21 protein-coding genes are annotated in these 18,119 nt (G+C 74.6%); 14 read left to right on the forward strand and 7 right to left on the reverse strand.

The features are described 5' to 3' along the window. The first annotated feature begins 52 nt into the window (after positions 1 to 52). A complete protein-coding gene (locus DQ237_RS07375; RefSeq protein WP_113798705.1) occupies positions 53 to 832 on the forward strand; it encodes a ComF family protein in 780 nt (259 codons plus the stop codon). A gap of 39 nt (positions 833 to 871) precedes the next feature. After that, positions 872 to 1,558, forward strand: coding sequence for a ribosome hibernation-promoting factor, HPF/YfiA family (gene hpf / locus DQ237_RS07380; RefSeq protein ID WP_113798707.1), 687 nt, complete (start codon positions 872 to 874; stop codon positions 1,556 to 1,558). Positions 1,559 to 1,592: 34 nt separating this feature from the next. Here hpf and DQ237_RS07385 read toward each other — a convergent pair whose 3' ends face one another. Continuing rightward, on the reverse strand, positions 1,593 to 1,985 hold the full coding sequence (locus tag DQ237_RS07385) for a pyridoxamine 5'-phosphate oxidase family protein (protein WP_113798709.1): 393 nt from the start codon (positions 1,983 to 1,985) through the stop codon (positions 1,593 to 1,595). A gap of 94 nt (positions 1,986 to 2,079) precedes the next feature. Between DQ237_RS07385 and secA the strand changes: the two genes are divergently transcribed. Beyond that, complete coding sequence (gene secA / locus DQ237_RS07390) at positions 2,080 to 5,007, forward strand: preprotein translocase subunit SecA (RefSeq protein WP_113798711.1); 2,928 nt, start codon at positions 2,080 to 2,082, stop codon at positions 5,005 to 5,007. 88 nt (positions 5,008 to 5,095) lie between these two features. Here secA and DQ237_RS07395 read toward each other — a convergent pair whose 3' ends face one another. Together DQ237_RS07395 and DQ237_RS07400 are read right to left on the reverse strand one after the other, a co-directional pair. Beyond that, on the reverse strand, positions 5,096 to 5,626 hold the full coding sequence (locus DQ237_RS07395; RefSeq protein ID WP_113798713.1) for an Rv3235 family protein: 531 nt from the start codon (positions 5,624 to 5,626) through the stop codon (positions 5,096 to 5,098). A 31-nt stretch (positions 5,627 to 5,657) separates the two neighbouring features. Further along, positions 5,658 to 6,374 (reverse strand): LysM peptidoglycan-binding domain-containing protein, encoded by a 717-nt coding sequence (locus DQ237_RS07400; protein WP_113798715.1) that lies wholly within the window; start codon positions 6,372 to 6,374, stop codon positions 5,658 to 5,660. A gap of 86 nt (positions 6,375 to 6,460) precedes the next feature. Here DQ237_RS07400 and DQ237_RS07405 point away from each other — a divergent pair, with 86 nt between their 5' ends. Beyond that, entirely contained in the window at positions 6,461 to 7,030 is a 570-nt protein-coding gene (locus DQ237_RS07405) for a hypothetical protein (protein ID WP_113798717.1), read from the forward strand. A gap of 3 nt (positions 7,031 to 7,033) precedes the next feature. Here the strand turns inward: DQ237_RS07405 and DQ237_RS07410 are convergent, their stop codons facing one another. After that, positions 7,034 to 7,288 (reverse strand): helix-turn-helix domain-containing protein, encoded by a 255-nt coding sequence (locus DQ237_RS07410; protein ID WP_113799367.1) that lies wholly within the window; start codon positions 7,286 to 7,288, stop codon positions 7,034 to 7,036. Positions 7,289 to 7,489: 201 nt separating this feature from the next. Here DQ237_RS07410 and DQ237_RS07415 point away from each other — a divergent pair, with 201 nt between their 5' ends. The 5 genes from DQ237_RS07415 (at position 7,490) to DQ237_RS07435 (ending at position 12,217) form a co-directional block, all read left to right on the forward strand. Continuing rightward, entirely contained in the window at positions 7,490 to 8,320 is an 831-nt protein-coding gene (locus DQ237_RS07415; RefSeq protein ID WP_113798719.1) for an SAF domain-containing protein, read from the forward strand. Then, positions 8,320 to 9,612 (forward strand): chromosome partitioning protein, encoded by a 1,293-nt coding sequence (locus DQ237_RS07420; RefSeq protein WP_113798721.1) that lies wholly within the window; start codon positions 8,320 to 8,322, stop codon positions 9,610 to 9,612. Before DQ237_RS07415 ends, DQ237_RS07420 begins: the two co-directional genes overlap by 1 nt. 65 nt (positions 9,613 to 9,677) lie before the next feature. Then, positions 9,678 to 11,057 carry a wax ester/triacylglycerol synthase family O-acyltransferase gene (locus tag DQ237_RS07425; protein ID WP_113798723.1) on the forward strand — a complete coding sequence of 460 codons (1,380 nt, stop codon included), beginning with the start codon at positions 9,678 to 9,680 and terminating at the stop codon, positions 11,055 to 11,057. A 46-nt stretch (positions 11,058 to 11,103) separates the two neighbouring features. Beyond that, positions 11,104 to 11,616, forward strand: coding sequence for a hypothetical protein (locus DQ237_RS07430; RefSeq protein ID WP_113798725.1), 513 nt, complete (start codon positions 11,104 to 11,106; stop codon positions 11,614 to 11,616). 91 nt (positions 11,617 to 11,707) lie between these two features. After that, the gene (locus tag DQ237_RS07435; protein WP_113798727.1) at positions 11,708 to 12,217 is read left to right on the forward strand and encodes a MaoC family dehydratase; all 510 of its coding nucleotides are present in this window, start codon (positions 11,708 to 11,710) and stop codon (positions 12,215 to 12,217) included. Between the two features lie 35 nt (positions 12,218 to 12,252). Here DQ237_RS07435 and DQ237_RS07440 read toward each other — a convergent pair whose 3' ends face one another. After that, positions 12,253 to 12,681, reverse strand: a complete 429-nt coding sequence (locus tag DQ237_RS07440; protein ID WP_113798729.1) for an NUDIX domain-containing protein — start codon at positions 12,679 to 12,681, stop codon at positions 12,253 to 12,255. Positions 12,682 to 12,753: 72 nt separating this feature from the next. Here DQ237_RS07440 and DQ237_RS07445 point away from each other — a divergent pair, with 72 nt between their 5' ends. The 5 genes from DQ237_RS07445 (at position 12,754) to DQ237_RS07460 (ending at position 16,158) form a co-directional block, all read left to right on the forward strand. Next, positions 12,754 to 13,377 (forward strand): DUF6758 family protein, encoded by a 624-nt coding sequence (locus DQ237_RS07445; protein ID WP_113798731.1) that lies wholly within the window; start codon positions 12,754 to 12,756, stop codon positions 13,375 to 13,377. A 161-nt stretch (positions 13,378 to 13,538) separates the two neighbouring features. Beyond that, on the forward strand, positions 13,539 to 13,697 hold the full coding sequence (locus DQ237_RS19680; RefSeq protein ID WP_166509540.1) for a hypothetical protein: 159 nt from the start codon (positions 13,539 to 13,541) through the stop codon (positions 13,695 to 13,697). A gap of 2 nt (positions 13,698 to 13,699) precedes the next feature. Next, a complete protein-coding gene (locus tag DQ237_RS07450) occupies positions 13,700 to 14,359 on the forward strand; it encodes a PH domain-containing protein (protein WP_240619474.1) in 660 nt (219 codons plus the stop codon). A 44-nt stretch (positions 14,360 to 14,403) separates the two neighbouring features. Continuing rightward, on the forward strand, positions 14,404 to 15,261 hold the full coding sequence (locus tag DQ237_RS07455) for a PHP domain-containing protein (RefSeq protein WP_113798733.1): 858 nt from the start codon (positions 14,404 to 14,406) through the stop codon (positions 15,259 to 15,261). Between the two features lie 30 nt (positions 15,262 to 15,291). Beyond that, complete coding sequence (locus tag DQ237_RS07460) at positions 15,292 to 16,158, forward strand: PD-(D/E)XK nuclease family protein (RefSeq protein WP_240619475.1); 867 nt, start codon at positions 15,292 to 15,294, stop codon at positions 16,156 to 16,158. Between the two features lie 169 nt (positions 16,159 to 16,327). On the opposite strand, the gene DQ237_RS07465 is transcribed toward DQ237_RS07460, so the two are convergent. Both DQ237_RS07465 and DQ237_RS07470 read right to left on the reverse strand, forming a co-directional pair. Beyond that, on the reverse strand, positions 16,328 to 17,200 hold the full coding sequence (locus DQ237_RS07465) for an oxygenase MpaB family protein (RefSeq protein WP_113798735.1): 873 nt from the start codon (positions 17,198 to 17,200) through the stop codon (positions 16,328 to 16,330). Further along, positions 17,197 to 18,114, reverse strand: coding sequence for an alpha/beta fold hydrolase (locus tag DQ237_RS07470; protein ID WP_113798737.1), 918 nt, complete (start codon positions 18,112 to 18,114; stop codon positions 17,197 to 17,199). Before DQ237_RS07470 ends, DQ237_RS07465 begins: the two co-directional genes overlap by 4 nt. Positions 18,115 to 18,119: the final 5 nt, after the last annotated feature.

Below are 18,119 nucleotides of genomic sequence, written 5' to 3' on the forward strand. Positions count from 1 at the left end.
AGGCGGCCCACGACGCCGACCACCTCGGCCGCCGGCGCGGCACGCTGACCGGATGGGTCTCCTGCCGGCGCTGACCGACCTCGTGCTGCCGCGCACCTGCGCCGGCTGCGGGCTGCCCGGCCACGTCCTGTGCCCTGCCTGCGCCGTCCTGCTCACCGTGCCGCACCTCGCCCAGCCGCGCCGGTTCCCCGCCGGCCTGCCGCCGACCGTGGCCGCCGGTGCCTACGCCGGGCCCCTGCGCCCGGTGGTCAACGCCTTCAAGGAGCACGGGAGGGCGGAGCTGGCCCGGCCGCTGGGCGCCGCCCTGGCCCTCGCCGTCGCGGCGGTGCGTGCGGGTGTCCCGGGGACCGGCCGGCCGGTGGTGCTCGTGCCGGTCCCGGCGACGCGGGCTGCGCTGGCCGAGCGCGGGCGGGACCACGTGCGCGAGCTGGCCGACCGCGCGGCCGTCGAGCTCCGCGCCGCCGGCCTCGACGCGCGCGCACGGTGCCTGCTCCGCCGTCGCGGACGCCCGCGGGACTCCGCCGGACTGACCGCCGCCCAGCGGCGGGCCAACCTCGCCGGGACCTTCGTCGCCGACCCCGCCGACGACCGCCCACCGGCCGGCGCGCTGACGGTGCTCGTCGACGACGTCGTCACCACCGGGGCCACCTTGTGCGCCGCGGCGGAGGTGCTCTCCGCAGCGGTCGTGACCGCCGGTCGCCCGGTGCTCGCCGCCGTGCTGGCCGCCACCCCGCGCCCCTCCGGCCGTCCCTCCGGACCGTCGCGGTACCGGGTCCGGAACGTCCCCGCGGGGCACCACGATCGACTGTCGGGACCGGGGAGGAGCGACTAGCGTCGAAGCGACCGATGCCCGCCTCAACCGGGAGGTCTCATGGAGATCGTGGTCCGTGGTCGCAACGTCGAAGTTCCCGAGCACTACCGCCAGCACGTGGAGGACAAGGTCGGTCAGCTGGAGCGGTTCGACACCAAGCTCTCGCGCATCGACGTGGAGCTCTTCCACGAGAAGAACCCCCGCCAGTCGGCCAACTGCCAGCGGGTGGAGATCACCTTGCGGGGCAAGGGCCCCGTGGTCCGCGCCGAGGCGTGCGGGCCGGACTTCTACGCCGCGCTCGACCTGGCCAGCGGAAAGCTGGACAACCGGCTGCGCCGGGCCGCCGACCGGCGCCGGGTCCACCACGGCCGCCGCACCCCGGAGAGCGTCCGGCTCTCCGGTGCCGCGCTCGACTCCGCCTCGCCCGAGCTCGCCATCGAGGCGCAGCTGGAACGGGACCGCGAGCTCGCGACCGGCCCCCACCTCACCGACCTCGACGAGCACCTGCCCGGGCAGATCGTGCGGGAGAAGCACCACCCCGCCACACCCATGACCGTCGACCAGGCGCTGCACGAGATGGAACTGGTCGGCCACGACTTCTTCCTCTTCCAGTGCGCCGACACCGGGCAGCCGACGGTCGTCTACCGCCGGCACGCCTACGACTACGGCCTCATCCGGCTCGCTCCGGTCGCCCAGGACGGGGCCGCGCCCGCTCCGGCCGCGGTGCCGCAGCCGGCGACCGTCTGACCACGGCGGGGCGCGGCCACCGGCCGCGCCCCGCTCAGGCGTTGCCGAGGATGCGGTCCACCGCGATCTCGATGACCACGCGGGCCGGGTTCTCGCGCGGCTGCTTGTAGCGCCGGGCGTAGCGGGCGACCGCGTCGGCGACCGACGCTGCGTCGTCCCGCACCACCGCCGCTCCCTCCAGGGTGGCCCAGCGGGCGCCGTCGACCTGGCAGACGGCGACCCGCGACTGCCCGTCGCGCACGTGCCGGGCCTTGGCCGAGGTGCCGGAGGTGATGACCCGCGCGGTCCGCGTCGCCGCGTCGTAGGTGACGCCGACCGGCACGACGTGCGGGGTCCCGTCGGGTCGCAGGGTGGTCAGCGTGGCCAGGTGCCGCTCGGTGAAGAACTCCAGCAGCCCGGGCCCCGGGTCGGACAGGTCGCGTGCCATCGCTGCAGCGTACGGATGGGGCAGGTGGTGCCGCGGCGGTCGCCGTGGTGGTCGCGGGGTCCGCACTCACAGCTGCGCCGCCTACGCTGGGGACGTGGTGTTCTCGAAGATCCTCCGTGCCGGTGAGGGCAAGCTCGTCCGACGGCTGTCCAAGATCGCGGATGCGGTCGACTCGCTGGCCGACGACTACACGGACCTCACCGACGCCGAGCTGCGCGCGAAGACCGACGAGTTCCGGGAGCGGCACGCCGACGGGGAGTCCCTCGACGCGCTGCTGCCCGAGGCGTTCGCCGTGGTCCGCGAGGCGGCGACCCGCACCCTCGGTCAGCGGCACTTCCGGGTGCAGCTGATGGGCGGCGCGGCGCTGCACCTCGGGAACATCGCCGAGATGCGCACCGGTGAGGGCAAGACGCTGACCGGTGTCCTGCCGGCCTACCTCAACGCGCTGTCCGGCAAGGGCGTGCACGTCGTCACGGTCAACGACTACCTGGCCAAGCGCGACGCCGAGTGGATGGGCCGGGTGCACCGGTTCCTCGGGCTCACCGTCGGCACGATCCTCTCCGGCCAGACGCCCGCCGAGCGTCGCGAGCACTACGCCGCCGACATCACCTACGGCACGAACAACGAGTTCGGCTTCGACTACCTGCGCGACAACATGGCCTGGAGCAAGGCCGACCTGGTGCAGCGCGGCCACCACTTCGCGATCGTCGACGAGGTCGACTCGATCCTCATCGACGAGGCCCGCACCCCGCTGATCATCAGCGGCCCGGCCGAGACCGCGGGCAAGTGGTACCAGGAGTTCGCGCGGATCGTGCCGCTGATGAAGCGCGACGTGCACTACGAGGTGGAGGAGGCCAAGCGCACGGTCGCCGTCACCGAGGAGGGCGTGGAGTTCGTCGAGGACCAGCTCGGCATCGACAACCTCTACGAGGCGGTCAACACCCCGCTGATCGGCTACCTGAACAACGCGCTCAAGGCCAAGGAGCTGTTCAAGAAGGACCAGCAGTACATCGTCACCAACGGCGAGGTCCTGATCGTGGACGAGTTCACCGGGCGCGTGCTGGCCGGTCGCCGCTACAACGAGGGCATGCACCAGGCCATCGAGGCCAAGGAGAAGGTGAAGATCAAGGACGAGAACCAGACGCTCGCCACGATCACCCTCCAGAACTACTTCCGGCTCTACGAGAAGCTCTCCGGGATGACCGGCACGGCGCAGACCGAGGCCGCCGAGCTGCACCAGACCTACAAGCTCGGCGTCGTCCCGATCCCGACCAACCGGCCGATGGTCCGGCAGGACCGCTCCGACGTCATCTACAAGACGGAGAAGGCGAAGTTCGACGCCGTCGTCGAGGACATCGCCGAGCGGCACGAGGCCGGTCAGCCGGTGCTGGTCGGTACCGCCAGCGTGGAGAAGTCCGAGGTGCTGTCGAAGTACCTGCTCAAGCGGGGCATCCCGCACGAGGTCCTCAACGCGAAGAACCACGCACGTGAGGCCTCGATCATCGCTCTCGCCGGGCGCCCGGGTGCAGTCACGGTGGCCACCAACATGGCCGGCCGCGGCACCGACATCCAGCTCGGCGGCAACGCGGAGTTCATCGCCGACGAGAACCTGCGTGCCCGCGGCCTGTCCCCGGCGGAGACGCCGGAGGAGTACGAGGCCGCCTGGGACGACGCGCTCGCCGCCGCCAAGGCCCAGGTCAAGGCCGAGCACGAGGAGGTCGCCGAGGCCGGCGGCCTCTACGTGCTGGGCACCGAGCGGCACGAGAGCCGCCGGATCGACAACCAGCTGCGCGGCCGCTCCGGCCGGCAGGGCGACCCCGGGGAGTCGCGGTTCTACCTCTCCCTCGGCGACGACCTCATGCGCCGCTTCAACGGGCCGATGCTCGAGTCGATGATGAACACCCTGCGGGTGCCCGACGACCAGCCGATCGAGTCGAAGATGGTCACCCGGGCGATCCGCTCGGCGCAGACGCAGGTCGAGCAGCAGAACTTCGAGGTCCGCAAGGACGTCCTGAAGTACGACGAGGTGCTCAACCGCCAGCGCACCGTCATCTACGACGAGCGGCGCCGGGTCCTCGACGGCGCCGACCTGCACGAGCAGGTGCGCACCATGGTCGACGACGTCATCGGTGCCTACGCCGACGGCGCCACCGAGACCGGCTACGCCGAGGACTGGGACCTCGACCAGCTGTGGACGGCGCTCAAGGCGCTGTACCCGGTCGGGATCACGGTGGACGAGCTGGTCGAGCAGGCCGGTGGCGACCAGTCCGACCTGACCCCGGGTGCCCTCAAGCAGGCACTGCTCGACGACGTCCACCGCGCGTACGAGGAGCGGGAGGGCAGGCTCGGCGCGGAGGTCATGCGCGAGCTCGAGCGGCGCGTGCTGCTCTCGGTCCTGGACCGCAAGTGGCGCGAGCACCTCTACGAGATGGACTACCTGCGGGCCGGCATCCACCTGCGCGCGATGGCCAACCGCGACCCGGTCGTGGAGTACCAGCGCGAGGGCTACGACATGTTCAACGCGATGCTCGACGGCATCAAGGAGGAGTCGGTCGGCTTCCTGTTCAACCTCGAGGTGAAGACCAAGGAGGAGCAGGAGGCCGAGGCCAGGGCCAAGCAGGACGAGGCCGAGGCGAAGGCGCTGGCCGCCGCGCAGGCGGGCACCGCCAAGGTGCTCGCCCGTCAGGCCGCCGCCGCGACGGCGACCGCGGGCAAGGCGGCGGCCGCCACGGCCCGCCGGTCCACCGCCGAGGCAGCCCCGGCCACCCCCGTCGAGGAGGCGCCGGCGGAGACCGGGACCGGGCCGGCGCTCGCGGTCAAGGGCCTCGAGGAGCCGCGCCGGGCGCCGCAGAACCTCACGTACTCGGCGCCCAGCCTCGACGCCTCCCCGGCGGTGGGTGGCAAGGCCAAGGCGGCGAAGAGCGCGACCGTGGTCGGTTCCAAGGACACCCCGCGCAACGCACCCTGCCCCTGCGGGTCGGGCAAGAAGTACAAGCAGTGCCACGGGGCCGCCGGCTCCTGAGCCGAAGCCCCTGGTACGACCGCGCCCCCGACGACCCGATCGTCGGGGGCGCGGTCGTACCGGCACACCACGGCGGTCGGAAGCGGTCTCAGCCGATCTGGAGTGCCGTGCAGCGCCACCGGCCGTCGATCCCCTCCAGCCGGGCGGCGACGGCGTGGGCCCGGCCCCCGCGGTGTGCCACCGCGCTGACCTCGGCGATCCCGTCGACCGGCTCGCAGACGCGGATGCGGCCGACCACCAGCGGGGCGTTGCCGTCGGCGCACCACGCCGGCCGGCGTCCGCTCGACAGGGCTGCGTAGATCCCGGGGGACGCGAGGTCGCGGACGTGGACCATCGGTCGGCGGCCGGCCAGGGCCTCGAGCGTCGTCCGCACGAGCCGGTGCCCGGCCTGTGCGACGGGGGGTAGCTCGCCGCGACGGTTGCGGACCGGGCCGAACTCGTCGACGGGGGCCGCCGAGTGGGGCTGCCGCGGCGGGGGACCGGGCCGGTGCGCGGGCCGGGGGACCGGCAGGCCGGGCCGGACCAGCCGCAGGGCCGGTCGCTCCTCGAGAGGTGGCTGCGGTGTGGGGACGACCGCCACGCGGAGTGCGGGTTCGGCGGTGCGGGCCGGTGCGGACATCGGGGCTCCTTGCAGGTGGGCGGGCGAGGGGTCAGGGGACCGGCGGGCGCAGGACCTGGCCGGGCAGGAGGAGGTCGGGGTCGGGCCCGATCACGTCGGCGTTGGCCTGCCACCAGCCCTGCACGGCACGGGCGACGTCGGCGGTGGTGGGCGTGGTGCCGGTCGCGTCGGCGAGCCGTCGTCCGGCGATGTCCCAGAGGCAGTCGCCGCGCAGCACCACGTGTCCTCCGGCGGCCGGAGCCTCGGGCCAGTCGGGCAGCGTCCGCTCGGCGGCCGGCGTGACCTGAGCCGGCACCGCGGGTGCCGGCGTGGTCGGAGCCGGTCCGGGCCAGTCCGGGACCGCACCCGTTGTCTCCTGCGCCGAGGCGACGGCGGGGACGGCGACCACCACCGCGAGACCGAGCGCGGGCGGGGTGATGCCCAGGCCCACGCCGAGCGCGAGGGCGGCGGCGCGGCGGGCCCCCGCGGGGAGGAGACGACCCAGCAGGGTTCGGGCCGCGTCGCCGGCCAGGCCGGGGACGGCGGCCAGCCCGGTCAGTGCGAGGCCGAGAACGCCCCACGCCCACACGAGCCACGCGAGCAGGCCGGCGAGGTGGAGCACGAGGGCATCTGCCCCGAGGGCGTCCACCGTCGTCTGCGGGTGGGCGAAGGCCTCGGCGCTCGACCCGACCGATGGCGTCAGCACCGTGAGCAGCGCGGCTCCGGCGGCCATGGTGAGAGCCGTTGCGAGCAGTCGTCGCGGTGACATCGCCCCTCCAAGATCATCGACAGGGCCACACTAAAGCAATCAAACGCAAGCAAACGCAAGTACTAGAGACGATCTAGGCTGTCGGCATGCGATGGCAGCAGCTGTTCGCGGACCTCCAGGCGCAGTTCGAGGCTGCGGAGGACGCCGAGGCCCGGGCCGAGCACGCCTCGCGCGCCCGTGCCGAGATGGGTGCCGTGCGGCTCGCCGACCGGCTCGGTGGCGCGCTCGGTACGCCGCTCGCGCTCAGCTGCCGCGGAGCCGGCCGGGTGACCGGGGTGCTCGTCGAGACGGGCAGCGACTGGCTGCTCCTGGCCGACGAGCGGAACCGGGACCAGCTGGTGGCCGTGGCCGCCGTGCGGGCGGTCTCCGGCCTGGGGCGGCGGAGCGCGCCGGCGGAGGAGGACGGTCCGGTCCGTGCGCGACTGGACCTGCGCCGGGCCCTCCGGGGACTGGCCCGCGACCGGAGCGCGGTGCAGGTGGTGCTCGACGACGGGACGGCGCTGACCGGAACGGTCGACCGGGTCGGCGCGGACTACCTCGAGCTGGCCGAGCACCCGGCCGACGAGCCGCGCCGGGCAGCGGCGGTGCGCGAGGTGCACGCGCTGGTCATCGACGCGGTGGCCGTGGTGCGGACCCTGCTGCCGGGGTGGGACTGACGCTCAGACTCGCTGCTCGGCGGCCGGCGCGTCGGTGGGAGCGGTGGCCGGCTCCTCGGGCACGGTGCCCGCGCGCGCCTCGGCGTACTTCTGCTGGATGAAGCGCTCGAGCTCGTCGACCTCGATGCGCCACTGCCCGCGGCCGCCGATCTGGATCGCGATCAGCTCCTTGCGCCGGACCAGCGCATAGGCCTGCGACCACGACACGTTGAGGATCTCCGCGACGTCGTCGAGGGTCAGGAAGCGGGGCGTGGGCATCGGCGTCTCCATCCGGTCGCCGCCCAGTGTGTCAGCCGCGCCGGGGAACGTGTGCGTCCGTCCACACCCGAACGTGTGGATGGCGGATGCACGGAAACGGGTCCGTGTCGCATCATCGGCGTCCGAACGTCGTCGGCACCGTGCAACGGCGTGTCAACGCGCCCGTCCGGGCGCTCGACGTGCTGGAAGAGGTGAGGCGCCGTGACCGCCCTCCGGAGTCCGGTCCCCGTGCCGGAGACCGCGGACCTGCCTGCCGGCCCCACGCCGCGGAGGGTGAAGGCCCCCGGCTGGCTGGACCTTCGCCTGGTGCTCGGTGCGCTGCTCGTCCTCGGCTCGGTGCTGCTCGGTGCGCGGGTGATCAGCGCCGCCGACGCCACCGTCCCCGTGTGGAGCGCCGCGCGCGACCTGGCCGCGGGGACCGAGCTCACCGCCGAGGACCTGGTCGTCGTCGACGTCCGGCTGGACGACGCGGCCTCGGCCTACCTCTCCGGGAGCGTCCGGCCGGCGGGCAGCGTGCTGTCCCGGGCGGTCGGCGCGGGAGAACTCCTGCCGCGGACGGCGCTCGAGGAGCCCGAGGACCTGGTGCAGGTCTCCCTCCCGGTCCAGGCGGCCTTCGTGCCGCCGGGTCTCGCGCGCGGCCGGCTGATCGACGTCTACGCCGTCGCCGATCCGGCCGCCGGCGCCACGGGGCAGGCGGTCGGCAGTGTCTCCCTCGTCGTCTCCGCGGCGCCGGTGCAGGCCACGTCGGGCAACTCCGAGGGGGTCCTCTCCACCCCGTCGTCCACGGTCCAGGTGGTCGTGCGGGTGCCCTCGGACGAGGCGGCCGGCGTCCTCGCGGCGATCGCCGGGCGGCCGCTGGTGGTGGTCGCGCACGACTCGGTCGACACCTCCGCCGCCGCCGCGGAGCGTGCCCGTGCCGGAGGCGCCGGCCGCCCGTCCGCGTCCCCGTCGGCGTCCCCCGCGCCCGCGCCCGCGCCCGCTCCGGTCCCCGCGCCGGCTCCCGCTCCCGCCCCGGCAGGACCGGCCGGCTGATGGCCGTGCAGGTCTTCACCGCGGTCACCGGGGCCGGCTGGGAGTCCGAGCTCGTCGGGGCGCTCGACCGCGACGCGCACGGGGTCACCGTCGTCCGGCGCTGCGTCGACGTCGCGGAGCTGCTGGCCGCGGCCGCCACCGGTACGGGTCAGGCGGCCCTGCTCTCGGCCGAGCTGCGCCGACTCGACGGCGACGCGGTGGCCCGCTTGCACGCCGCCGGCGTGGCGGTCGTCGGCCTGGTGGAGCCCGGGGACGACGCTGCGGCCCGACGGCTGCGCCAGCTCGGGGTCGCCCAGGTGCTCCCCGCCGACGCCGACCCGGAGGTGATCGCCGCCGCGCTGCGCGACGCCGTCGCCGGTGTACCCGATCCCGGTCGCGACGTCGCCGATCCGCGCGCCGCTCTTCCCGTGACGGCCGAGCCCGAGCTGCCCGCTGCCGGACCGGGCGGCCGGGGCCGGGTGGTCGCGGTCTGGGGGGCGACCGGCGCACCGGGGCGCACCACCGTGGCCGTGGGCCTGGCCGACGAGGCGGCGCGGTTGGGCGTCGGCACGCTGCTCGTGGACGCCGACGTCTACGGCGGCGTGGTCGCCCAGGTCCTGGGGCTGCTGGACGAGTCGCCGGGGCTGGCCGGCGCCGCCCGGCTCGCCGGTGGCGGCACGCTGGACGCCGCGGCCCTGGCCCGCCTCGCCTGGGCCGTCCGCCCGCAGCTGCGGGTGCTGACCGGCCTCGCCCGGGCCGACCGGTGGCCGGAGCTGCGCCCCTCCGCCGTCGCCACCGTGCTGGAGGAGGGCCGTCGCCTGGCCGACCTCACGGTCGTCGACTGCGCCTTCGGCGTCGAGGACGACGAGGAGCTCTCGTTCGACACCGCCGCGCCCCGGCGCAACGGGGCGACGCTGGCCGTCCTCGAGGAGGCCGACACGGTGCTCTGCGTGACCGGCGCCGACCCGGTCGCGCTGCAGCGCTGCGTGCGCGCGCTCGACCAGCTGCGCGAGGTGCTGCCCGACGCCGAGCCGGTGCTGGTGGTCAACCAGCTGCGGCGCGGGCCGGTGCCCGGCGACCCGGAGGCGGAGGTGTCCGCGGCGCTGGAGCGGTTCACCGGGCGGCGACCGCGGGTCCTGCTGCCGGCGGACCGGGCGGCGACCGACGCGGTGCTGGCAGCCGGGCGGACCCTCGCGGAGGTGGCCCCCGGCTCGCCGCTGCGCGCCGGTCTGCGGGCCCTGGCCGCCGATCTCGCCGGAGTGCCGCGACCCGCCGCCGGACGGCGCGGGCTGCGCGCCCGGCGGCCGGGCTGACCGCCGGGATGTCGGGGACGGGTCCCGCGACGTAGCGTGAGGTCCCACGTCGGTTGAGGAGAGCGATGGTCGAGCGGCTCAGCACCCTGGACGCGTCCTTCCTCTACCTGGAGGAACCCGGAACGCCGATGCACGTGGGCGGGGTGCTCGTCCTCGACCCGCCACCGGCCGGGGTCGACGCGCTGGAGTCCCTGATCGCGGCCCGGCTCGCCCTGGTTCCCCGATACCGCCAGCGGGTCCTCGAGGTGCCCGGGCAGCTCGCGAACCCGGTGTGGGTCGACGACCCCGAGTTCGACATCGGCTACCACCTGCGTCGGTCGGGGCTGCCCCGGCCGGGCACCCGCACCCAGCTCCTGGAGCTGGTCTCCCGCCTGACCTCCCGCCCGCTGGACCGCAACCGCCCCCTCTGGGAGGCCTACCTGGTCGACGGGCTCGCCGGGGGCCGGGTGGCGGTGGTGACCAAGACCCATCCGGCGCTGGTCGACGGGCTGAGCGCCGTCGACATCGGCCAGGTGCTGCTCGACCCCTCGCCGGACGCGTCCGAGCCGGAGCCGGTGGACTGGCGTCCCCAGCCGCTGCCCTCGGGCCTGGAGCTGGTGCGGTCCGCGCTGGACGAGTACCGGCGTCGGCCCACCTCGGTGGTCGACGCCGTCCGCGCCGCGGTGACCGACGGGCGGACCACGGCCGCACGCCTGGGCGGGATCGCCGGGGGAGTGCTGCGCACCGCCCGCTCGGCGATCCTGCCGGCGCCGAACAGCCCGCTGAACGCGCCGATCGGTCGGCAGCGGCGGGTCGCCGTCGCCACCGCCGACCTCGACGACCTCAAGCGGGTGCGCAAGGCCCACGGCGGAACCGTGAACGACGTCCTGCTCACCGTCGTCACCGGTGCGCTGCGCGAGTGGCTGCTCTCCCGCGGGGAACCGGTGGTCTCGGGCACCTCGGTCCGGGCGCTGGTCCCCGTCTCCGTGCAGGACGACGAGGGCGCGCCCGGCAGTCGGGTCACCTCGCACCTGGTCGACCTGCCGGTGGGTGAGCCGAATCCGCGCGTGCGCCTGGCCCGGCTCACCTACGCGATGCGCGGCGTCACCCAGCACGGCGAGTCCGTGGGCGCCGACAGCCTCATCGCGCTCAGCGGGTTCGCGCCGTCGACCCTGCACGCGCTCGGCGCGCGCGCCGCGCGCGGTCTCTCGCGGCGGCTGTTCAACGTCGTCGTCACCAACGTCCCCGGCCCGCAGGTGCCGCTGTACGCCGCCGGGGGGCGGATGCAGGAGGTGTTCCCGGTGGTGCCCCTGGCTCGCGGCCAGGGCCTCTCGATCGGCATGACCTCCTACGACGGCACGGTGTTCTTCGGCTTCAACGCCGACCGGGACAGCGTGGGCGACGTCGACGTGCTCGCCGACATGGTCGAGCAGGAGGTCGCGGAGCTGGTCGAGACCTCGTCCTGACCGGCCGGATACCGTTCCCCCGTCCATCGACGAAGGGGGATGCCGGGTGCGCGTGTACCTGCCGGCCACGACGAACGTGCTCCGGACGCTGGTCGACGAGGGGCGCCTGCCCGCTCCGCAGACCGTCTTCGCGGTCACCCCGCAGCTGCGGGAGTTCTACGCGCTCAGCGAGGCCGAGGCCGACACCGAGGAGCTGGAGTACGCGGCGCTGCTGACCGCGGCACGCGCCAGCCTGCGGTTGCTGGACATCGACCCGCTGGCCGCCCGGCGCCGCGTGGTGCTCGCCGTGGACGTCCCCGACGACGCGGTCACGCCGATGGACGACCCGCACGTGGAGCGCGGCGCGGCCCGGCTGGCCTCCGAGGTGCGGATGGCGGACGTGGCCAGCGCGCACATCGACGACGCCGAGGCCGAGGACGACGTCCGCGCGGCGGTGAACGTGGTGCTCGAGGCCGACCTCGGCAGCGAGGACTCCCAGTTCGTCGTCGACCAGGCCGAGGGGCGCGAGCTCGGCTGGTACGCCTCGCAGGAGATCGGCCCGTTCCTCGAACTCCTCTGAGGCCGGGGGAGCGGGCCGTCCGCGGGTGCGGCACCGGACCGCATCCGTAAGATCACGACCCGTCCACAGCGTCGAGGTCGGGAGCGAGCACATGCAGTTCGGTCGGTACTACGAGGAGTTCGAGGTCGGGGCCGTCTACAAGCACTGGCCCGGGAAGACCGTCACCGAGTACGACGACCACCTGTTCTGCCTGCTCACGATGAACCACCACCCGCTGCACATGGACGTGAACTACGCGGAGAAGACCACCGACTTCGGCAAGAACGTCGTGGTCGGGAACTACATCTACTCGCTGCTGCTCGGCATGAGCGTGCCCGACGTCTCGGGCAAGGCCATCGCCAACCTGGAGATCGAGTCGCTGCGGCACGTGGCGCCGACCTTCCACGGCGACACCATCTACGGCGAGACCACCGTGCTGGACAAGACGCCGTCGAAGTCCAAGGACGACCGGGGCGTCGTCTACGTCGAGACCATCGGCTACAAGCAGGACGGCACGGTCGTCTGCATCTTCCGCCGCAAGGTCATGGTGCCCAAGCGCTCCTACGGCGAGGCCCGCGGCGGCGAGCAGCCGGGGCGCCCGGAGCCCACGCCCCGCGGCTGAGCGAGGCCGAACTGCGGCCGGGGCGGGCCGGCCGGTCAGTGCGGGAGCACGCCCCAGCCGGCCAGTGTCTCGACCAGCCCCGGCGTGCAGGCCAGCCCGCCGAGCGCGGCGGCGTCCACGAACCGGGCGTCCGTCGCGTCGTCCCCGGCGACCGGCTCGACGTCGTCGCCGACCAGCGTGCACGCCAGGTCGGCGACGTCGTAGTCGATGCCGGCGCCCGCGATCCGGATCCGGCCCACCTCGTGCCCGGCGCGCACCCGCAGGCCGGTCTCCTCGAGGACCTCGCGCTCGACCGCCTCCCGGAAGGTCTCGCCCGGCTCCACCCGACCACCCGGCACCGACCACAGACCGCGGCCGGGGTCCTGGCCGCGGCGGACCACCAGCAGGCGACGAGCGCCGTCGTGCACGATCGCGCCGACGCAGGGCACGACCGGTCGGACGTCGTCCCGATCGGCTGCGGCCACCCCCGGAGGCTACGCAGCGGGTCGGTCGCCTGCGCTTGACGAGCGGGCGGCTTCCCGCGACGGTTGACCCCGATGAGTGCCTCCCCGGTCTGCCCCCGGTGCGGCGAGCTGCTGGCCGCCCGCCTCGGGTCGGAGCCGCACGCCTGGTGCCACGTGCACGGCGCCGTCATCCCCCTGCACCACACGGCGCTGGTCGCGCACGACGCGATCGCGGCGGTCACCGCCGACGCCCGGGTCCCGGCCTGGGTGCCCGACCCGATGCCCGCGGGATGGGCCGTCACGGGGCTGGCGTGGGGCGGGGAGCCGGGCGCGCGGGCGATCGTCGTCGACTGTGCCGGACCGGCCCCTCTCGGCGGGTCGGCAGAGCTGGTGCTGGTGGCCGAGGAGCCTGGAAGCGGCGTGGGGTGCGGTTACGCCGGCCTGCCCGGTCTGGATCCGGGCGACGTGATCTCCGGTCCCAGCGCGGTCGACGTCAAGGCGGCGGGCCAGCGCGCCCCGCTGTGGACCGTGCCCACCACCGACGACCGGGCCGCGTTCGTCGGCGAGGCCTACGGGGTCTGGCTGTGGCTGGTCATGTGGCCCATGAACGCGGCGTGGCTGCTTGCCGAGCAGCTGGAGCTGCTGGACCTGCGCGAACGCATCTACCCGGACCTCCCGCTGGGGCCGCCCGGGGAGCACCTGCTGCCCGGCAGCTGACCGACACAGGACCGGAACCGGACGGGCTCCTCCATGATCGGCGCGTCGGGCCTGGAGCCCGTGGGGCCTGTGTTACCCATGGGACGAACGCGTCCGCCGCACCGGCGGGCTGTCCGTGCAGGCTGGTCCTGCCCCGTGCACTCACACCCCTGGAGGTGGCGGTGAACCTCAAGAAGGTCCTCACCTGGGTGGTCGTCGCCTTCGTGCTCTTCTACGTCATCCAGCAGCCCGAGGCCTCGGCGCAGCTGGTGCGCAACGCCGGTGAGGCGCTGGGCAGCGCGGCGTCCTCCCTGTCCGAGTTCGTCGGCTCCCTGGTCTGACCGTGGGCTCGCCCGAGCCGGCGGACGGGCCGGACCCCGTCGACCTGGGCGAACTTCCGGCCCGGGCGGCCAAGGACGTCCGCAAGTACCTGCTACCGGGCGAGCGGGCGGTGGTCGCCACGCGCCGGCACTGGGCGGTCCTGATCGGGCCCACCCTGCGGTTCCTGCCGGTCGCCGTGGTGGGCGGCTGGCTCCTCCTGCTCGATCCGGACAACCGGTTCACCAGCACCGTCGGGATGCTGGTGCTCCTCGTCGCGCTGGTCGTGTACGCGCTGCGGATCGGCGAGTGGTGGATGCGGCACTTCATCGTGAGCAGGCGCCGTGTCCTGCTGACCTCGGGCGTGATCGTCCGGACGGTGACCCTGCTGCCCCTGCGCCGGATCACCGACCTGACCTACAAGGAGACCCTCGGCGGCCAGCTCCTGGGATACGGCACCTTCCGCTTCGAGTCCGCCGGCCAGCAGCAGGCGCTGTCGGAGACGACGTTCCTGCCCAACGCCGGGGACCTGTACCAGAAGGTGAGCGCCCTGCTCTTCCCGCGCGATGCCGGCAGCCTGGTCGCGGAGGACGAGGGCGAGTCGGAGGTTGCTGCCGCTCCGGCGGCCGGGACGCAGCGCCGCGACACCGAGCCGATCACCGGCCTCCCCCCGCGGCAGGGCTGATCCCGCCCGGTGCGGTCCGGCGCAGTGGGGCAGGCTGGGCGGTGATGCGGATCGACCTGCACACCCACTCCTCGGTCTCCGACGGCACCGAGAGCCCAGCCGAGCTGCTCGCCTCCGCGCGGGAGGCGGGGCTCGACGTCGTCGCGCTGACCGATCACGACACGACCGGGGGCTGGGCGGCGGCCGAGGCGGCGCGCCCCTCCGGGCTGACCGTCGTCCCCGGCATGGAGATGTCCTGCCGCTGGTTCCCGGACGACGAGCCGCCGATCAGCGTGCACCTGCTCGCCTACCTCTTCGATCCGCTGCATCCGGCGTTCGCCGCCGAGCGCGCGCGCCTGCGCGACGAGCGGCTCGAGCGTGCGGAGCGGATCGTGCGCGCTCTGGCCGCGGACGGGCACCCGGTGGACTGGGACGAGCTGGTCACGCATGCCGCGGGCGGGGTCGTGGGCCGCCCGCACATCGCCGGTGCGCTGGTGCGCGGAGGCGTGGTGGGCTCGGTGGAGGAGGCCTTCGGCACGCTGCTGCACCACCGCAGCTCCTACTACGTGGCCAAGGCCGACACCGACGTCCGCCAGGGGATCGAGCTGGTCCGCGCGGCAGGCGGGGTGCCGGTCTTCGCGCACGGACGGGCGACCAAGCGGGGACGCGTCGTGGGGGACGACGCGATCGCCGTGATGGCCGACGCCGGGCTGCTCGGGCTGGAGGTCGACCACCCCGACCACGACGACGGGGAGCGGGCGCACCTGCGGCGGCTGGCCGGGGAGCTGGACCTGATCGCAACCGGGTCCAGCGACTACCACGGCACGAACAAGGCGACGCCGATCGGTGCCTGCACCACCGATCCCGCACAGTACGAGCGGTTGGTGGCCGCCGGGACGGGCACGTCCCCGCTGCGCGACTGAACCGTCGCCGGCCGCCGCTACCGTGGCCGCATGCGCAATCCCTCGGACGGTGGCGACGCCGTGCTGCCCGGCATGCCGCGGCGGCTGCTGCGCGCCTCGCCGAAGTCGCTGGCCGACTTCTCCGACTGCCCGCGCCGCTACCGGTTCGCCAACGTCGACCGGCCGGTCCCGGCGCGCGGCCCGCGCTTCGCCCACCACACGGTCGGCACCGCGCTGCACCAGGTGCTCTCCTCGTGGTGGGACCTGCCCCTCGAGCGGCGCACCCCGGCCGCGGCGCGCCAGCTGCTGTACGCGGCGTGGGCTCCGGCCGGCTTCCGCGACGACGAGCAGTCCGACCGCTGGCGGGCGAAGGCCGCCGGCTGGCTCACCGACTACCTCGCCGACGTGGACCCCACCGACGAACCCCGTTCGCGCGAGCGCACGGTGAGCACGACGACCGAGCGGATGACGCTGTCGGGCCGGGTGGACCGGATCGACGAGCGCGACGGGGAGCTGGTCGTCGTGGACTACAAGACCGGCCGCTCGCCGAGCACCGACGACGAGGCCCGCGGCTCGCAGGCGCTCGCCCTGTACGTGCTGGCCGTCCGGCGCACCATGCGCCGCCCGTGCAGCCGGGTGGAGCTGCACCACGTGCCGACGGGGACGGTGGCGGCGTTCGAGCACACCGACCGGTCGCTGGCCAACCACACCCGGCGGGCCGAGGACATCGCGATCGACATCCAGGCCGCGACCGAGGCGATGGAGGCCGGTCAGGACCGCGACGCCGCGTTCCCGGCCGTCCCCGGCGTGCAGTGCGGGTGGTGCGACTTCCGGCCCAGCTGCCCGACCGGCCAGGCCGCCGTCCCGGCGCGGGAACCGTGGGCGTTCCTCGCGGAGGAGGACGCCGGCTCAGCCTGACATGCCGCTCGCCCGGTCCGCTTGAACGTCGGCCGCACTCGTCGCGAGCGACGCCCTCCCGCCCGGCACGGGTGGACGACGCCCGCCGGGCACGGTCCGAGCGGTGGCCGTAGCGATACCACCCGACCGAGCTCCGACCGGAAGGCTCGGGCCGCTGCCGGGACCGCCCTCAGGCGCTGAGCTCCGCAGGGCCCGCGACCCGGTCGATCCCGGCCCAGACGATGGGCGAGCGGCGTGCGGCGCGGGGGAGCCGGAGCGTCGCCTGCCGGAACGCGCGCACTCCGGCGGTGGCGGCGGCGTCGGTCAGCGCGAGGCCGGGCAGCGAGTACATCCGACGCGCCCAGGCCGGCAGCAGCGCCACGGCGAGCGCAGCCAGACCACCCCAGGCCGGCTGCGCCGGGGTCAGGTAGCGCACCCACGTCGGCATCGGAGGCAGCACGACGAGCCGGTAGGCGTCGCGGGCCGCCGAGGTCGCCGCGAGCTGCGGTCGCATCCGATCGAAGTACGCCGCCAGCTCGGCGACCGAGGCAGGCGCATCTGCGCGCTCGACACCGACCAGTACCGCGGCGGTCACCTGCTCCGCCACGTACCGGTCCGCGTCGTCGTCGGAGAGGTCGAGCCCGCCGCGTCTCGCCGCCGTGAGCAGCGAGTCGACCTCGCAGCAGTGCACCCACAGCAGCAGGTCCGGATCGTCCACCCGGTACTCGCGCCCGGTCGTCTCCTCGGTGCCGCCCAGCCGACGGTGGATGCCGCGCACCCGGGCGACCGCGCGCACTGCCTCGGTGCGCGTGCCGAAGGTGATGGTGTCGACGTAGGCAGCCGTCCGGTTCAGTCGCGGCCACGGTTCCTCGCGGAAGGCTCCGGAGAACCGGGCGACGCCGTCCATGGCCACCGGGTGCAGCGCCTGCAGCAGCAGCGCACGCAGCCCGCCGACGGAGAACGAGGGGTCGGCGTGCACCCGCCACGTCACGCTGTCCGGCCCGAAGAAACCCAGCCGGTCCTCCTCCGCCGTCCAGTCGCCCGGCCGCGGCAACGCGGTCATGCCGGGACCACGTTCGCCCAGAAGTCGCACAGCACCTCGAGGGTGCGCGGCGGGTTCTCGACGGCCGGGGAGTGGATCGAGTTGTCGATGACCTCGTGCCGGGCACCGAGGCGTGCCGCCATGTCGGCCTGCACGTGGGGGAGCCAGGCGTCGTCGGCCTCGCCGTGCGCGACCAGCACGGGGACCCCCGTGGCCTTCAGCTCCGCGACCCGATCGGGCTCGGCGAGCATCGCGTCGGCCATGCCGCGCAGCCCCGCGGCGGAGTTGCGCAGGAAGCGCCGGCTGTAGAACTCGCGGGTCGGCGCGGGCACCGCCTGGGCCTTCGGATCGGTCATGGCGACCTGCTCCAGCGTCTCGTGCACCAGCGGAACCCCGCCGGCGTCCAGCAACGGGGCGAGGTGGTCGAGCAGGTCCGCCCGGCGGCCCGTCAGGTGCGAGGGGCCCGAGCCGAGCAGGGTGAACGAGGTGAAGAGCTCCGGCTCGGCGAGCACCGCCGCGCGGGTGACCAGGCCGCCGAAGCTGTGCCCGACCAGGTGCAGCGGCTCACCGGACTCCTCGCGCAGCACCCGGCCCACGGCTACGACGTCCCCGCCGAGGATCTCCACCGTGTACTGCGCCGGGTCCTCCGGGCCGGGGGACTCGAACTGCCCGCGCTGGTCGATCGCGACCACGCGGTAGCCGGCCTCGGCGAGGGGCTTCAGCAGAGGCGCGAAGTCCTCCTTGCTCCCGGTGTAGCCGGCCACCATGAGCACGGTGCCCCGGCGGGCGTCGCCGCCGGTGTCGAGCGCGGCCAGTGGTCCGGCCCCTCCGGAGAAGGTGCGGGCCGCCGCGTCGTGCTCGGCGAGCTGCCGAAGGTCGTCGGGGGCGATGGCGAGGTCAACGGGAAGGGCATCGGAGCCGCCGGGCAGGACCATGGTCC

The sequence above is a fragment of the Blastococcus sp. TF02-8 genome (assembly GCF_003319175.1).
Taxonomy (GTDB): Bacteria; Actinomycetota; Actinomycetes; order Mycobacteriales; family Geodermatophilaceae; genus Blastococcus.

Coding starts and splice junctions, on each gene's coding strand:
- DQ237_RS07385 (WP_113798709.1), bottom strand. CDS start 1,985: ATGGCACGCGACCTGTCCGACCCGGGGCCCGGGCTGCTGGAGTTCTTC.
- DQ237_RS07395 (WP_113798713.1), bottom strand. CDS start 5,626: ATGTCCGCACCGGCCCGCACCGCCGAACCCGCACTCCGCGTGGCGGTC.
- DQ237_RS07410 (WP_113799367.1), bottom strand. CDS start 7,288: ATGCCCACGCCCCGCTTCCTGACCCTCGACGACGTCGCGGAGATCCTC.
- DQ237_RS07445 (WP_113798731.1), top strand. CDS start 12,754: ATGAGTGCCTCCCCGGTCTGCCCCCGGTGCGGCGAGCTGCTGGCCGCC.
- DQ237_RS07435 (WP_113798727.1), top strand. CDS start 11,708: ATGCAGTTCGGTCGGTACTACGAGGAGTTCGAGGTCGGGGCCGTCTAC.
- DQ237_RS07455 (WP_113798733.1), top strand. CDS start 14,404: ATGCGGATCGACCTGCACACCCACTCCTCGGTCTCCGACGGCACCGAG.
- DQ237_RS07465 (WP_113798735.1), bottom strand. CDS start 17,200: ATGACCGCGTTGCCGCGGCCGGGCGACTGGACGGCGGAGGAGGACCGG.
- DQ237_RS07400 (WP_113798715.1), bottom strand. CDS start 6,374: ATGTCACCGCGACGACTGCTCGCAACGGCTCTCACCATGGCCGCCGGA.
- DQ237_RS07425 (WP_113798723.1), top strand. CDS start 9,678: ATGGTCGAGCGGCTCAGCACCCTGGACGCGTCCTTCCTCTACCTGGAG.
- DQ237_RS07405 (WP_113798717.1), top strand. CDS start 6,461: ATGCGATGGCAGCAGCTGTTCGCGGACCTCCAGGCGCAGTTCGAGGCT.
- DQ237_RS07375 (WP_113798705.1), top strand. CDS start 53: ATGGGTCTCCTGCCGGCGCTGACCGACCTCGTGCTGCCGCGCACCTGC.
- DQ237_RS07420 (WP_113798721.1), top strand. CDS start 8,320: ATGGCCGTGCAGGTCTTCACCGCGGTCACCGGGGCCGGCTGGGAGTCC.
- hpf (WP_113798707.1), top strand. CDS start 872: ATGGAGATCGTGGTCCGTGGTCGCAACGTCGAAGTTCCCGAGCACTAC.
- DQ237_RS07470 (WP_113798737.1), bottom strand. CDS start 18,114: ATGGTCCTGCCCGGCGGCTCCGATGCCCTTCCCGTTGACCTCGCCATC.
- DQ237_RS07460 (WP_240619475.1), top strand. CDS start 15,292: ATGCGCAATCCCTCGGACGGTGGCGACGCCGTGCTGCCCGGCATGCCG.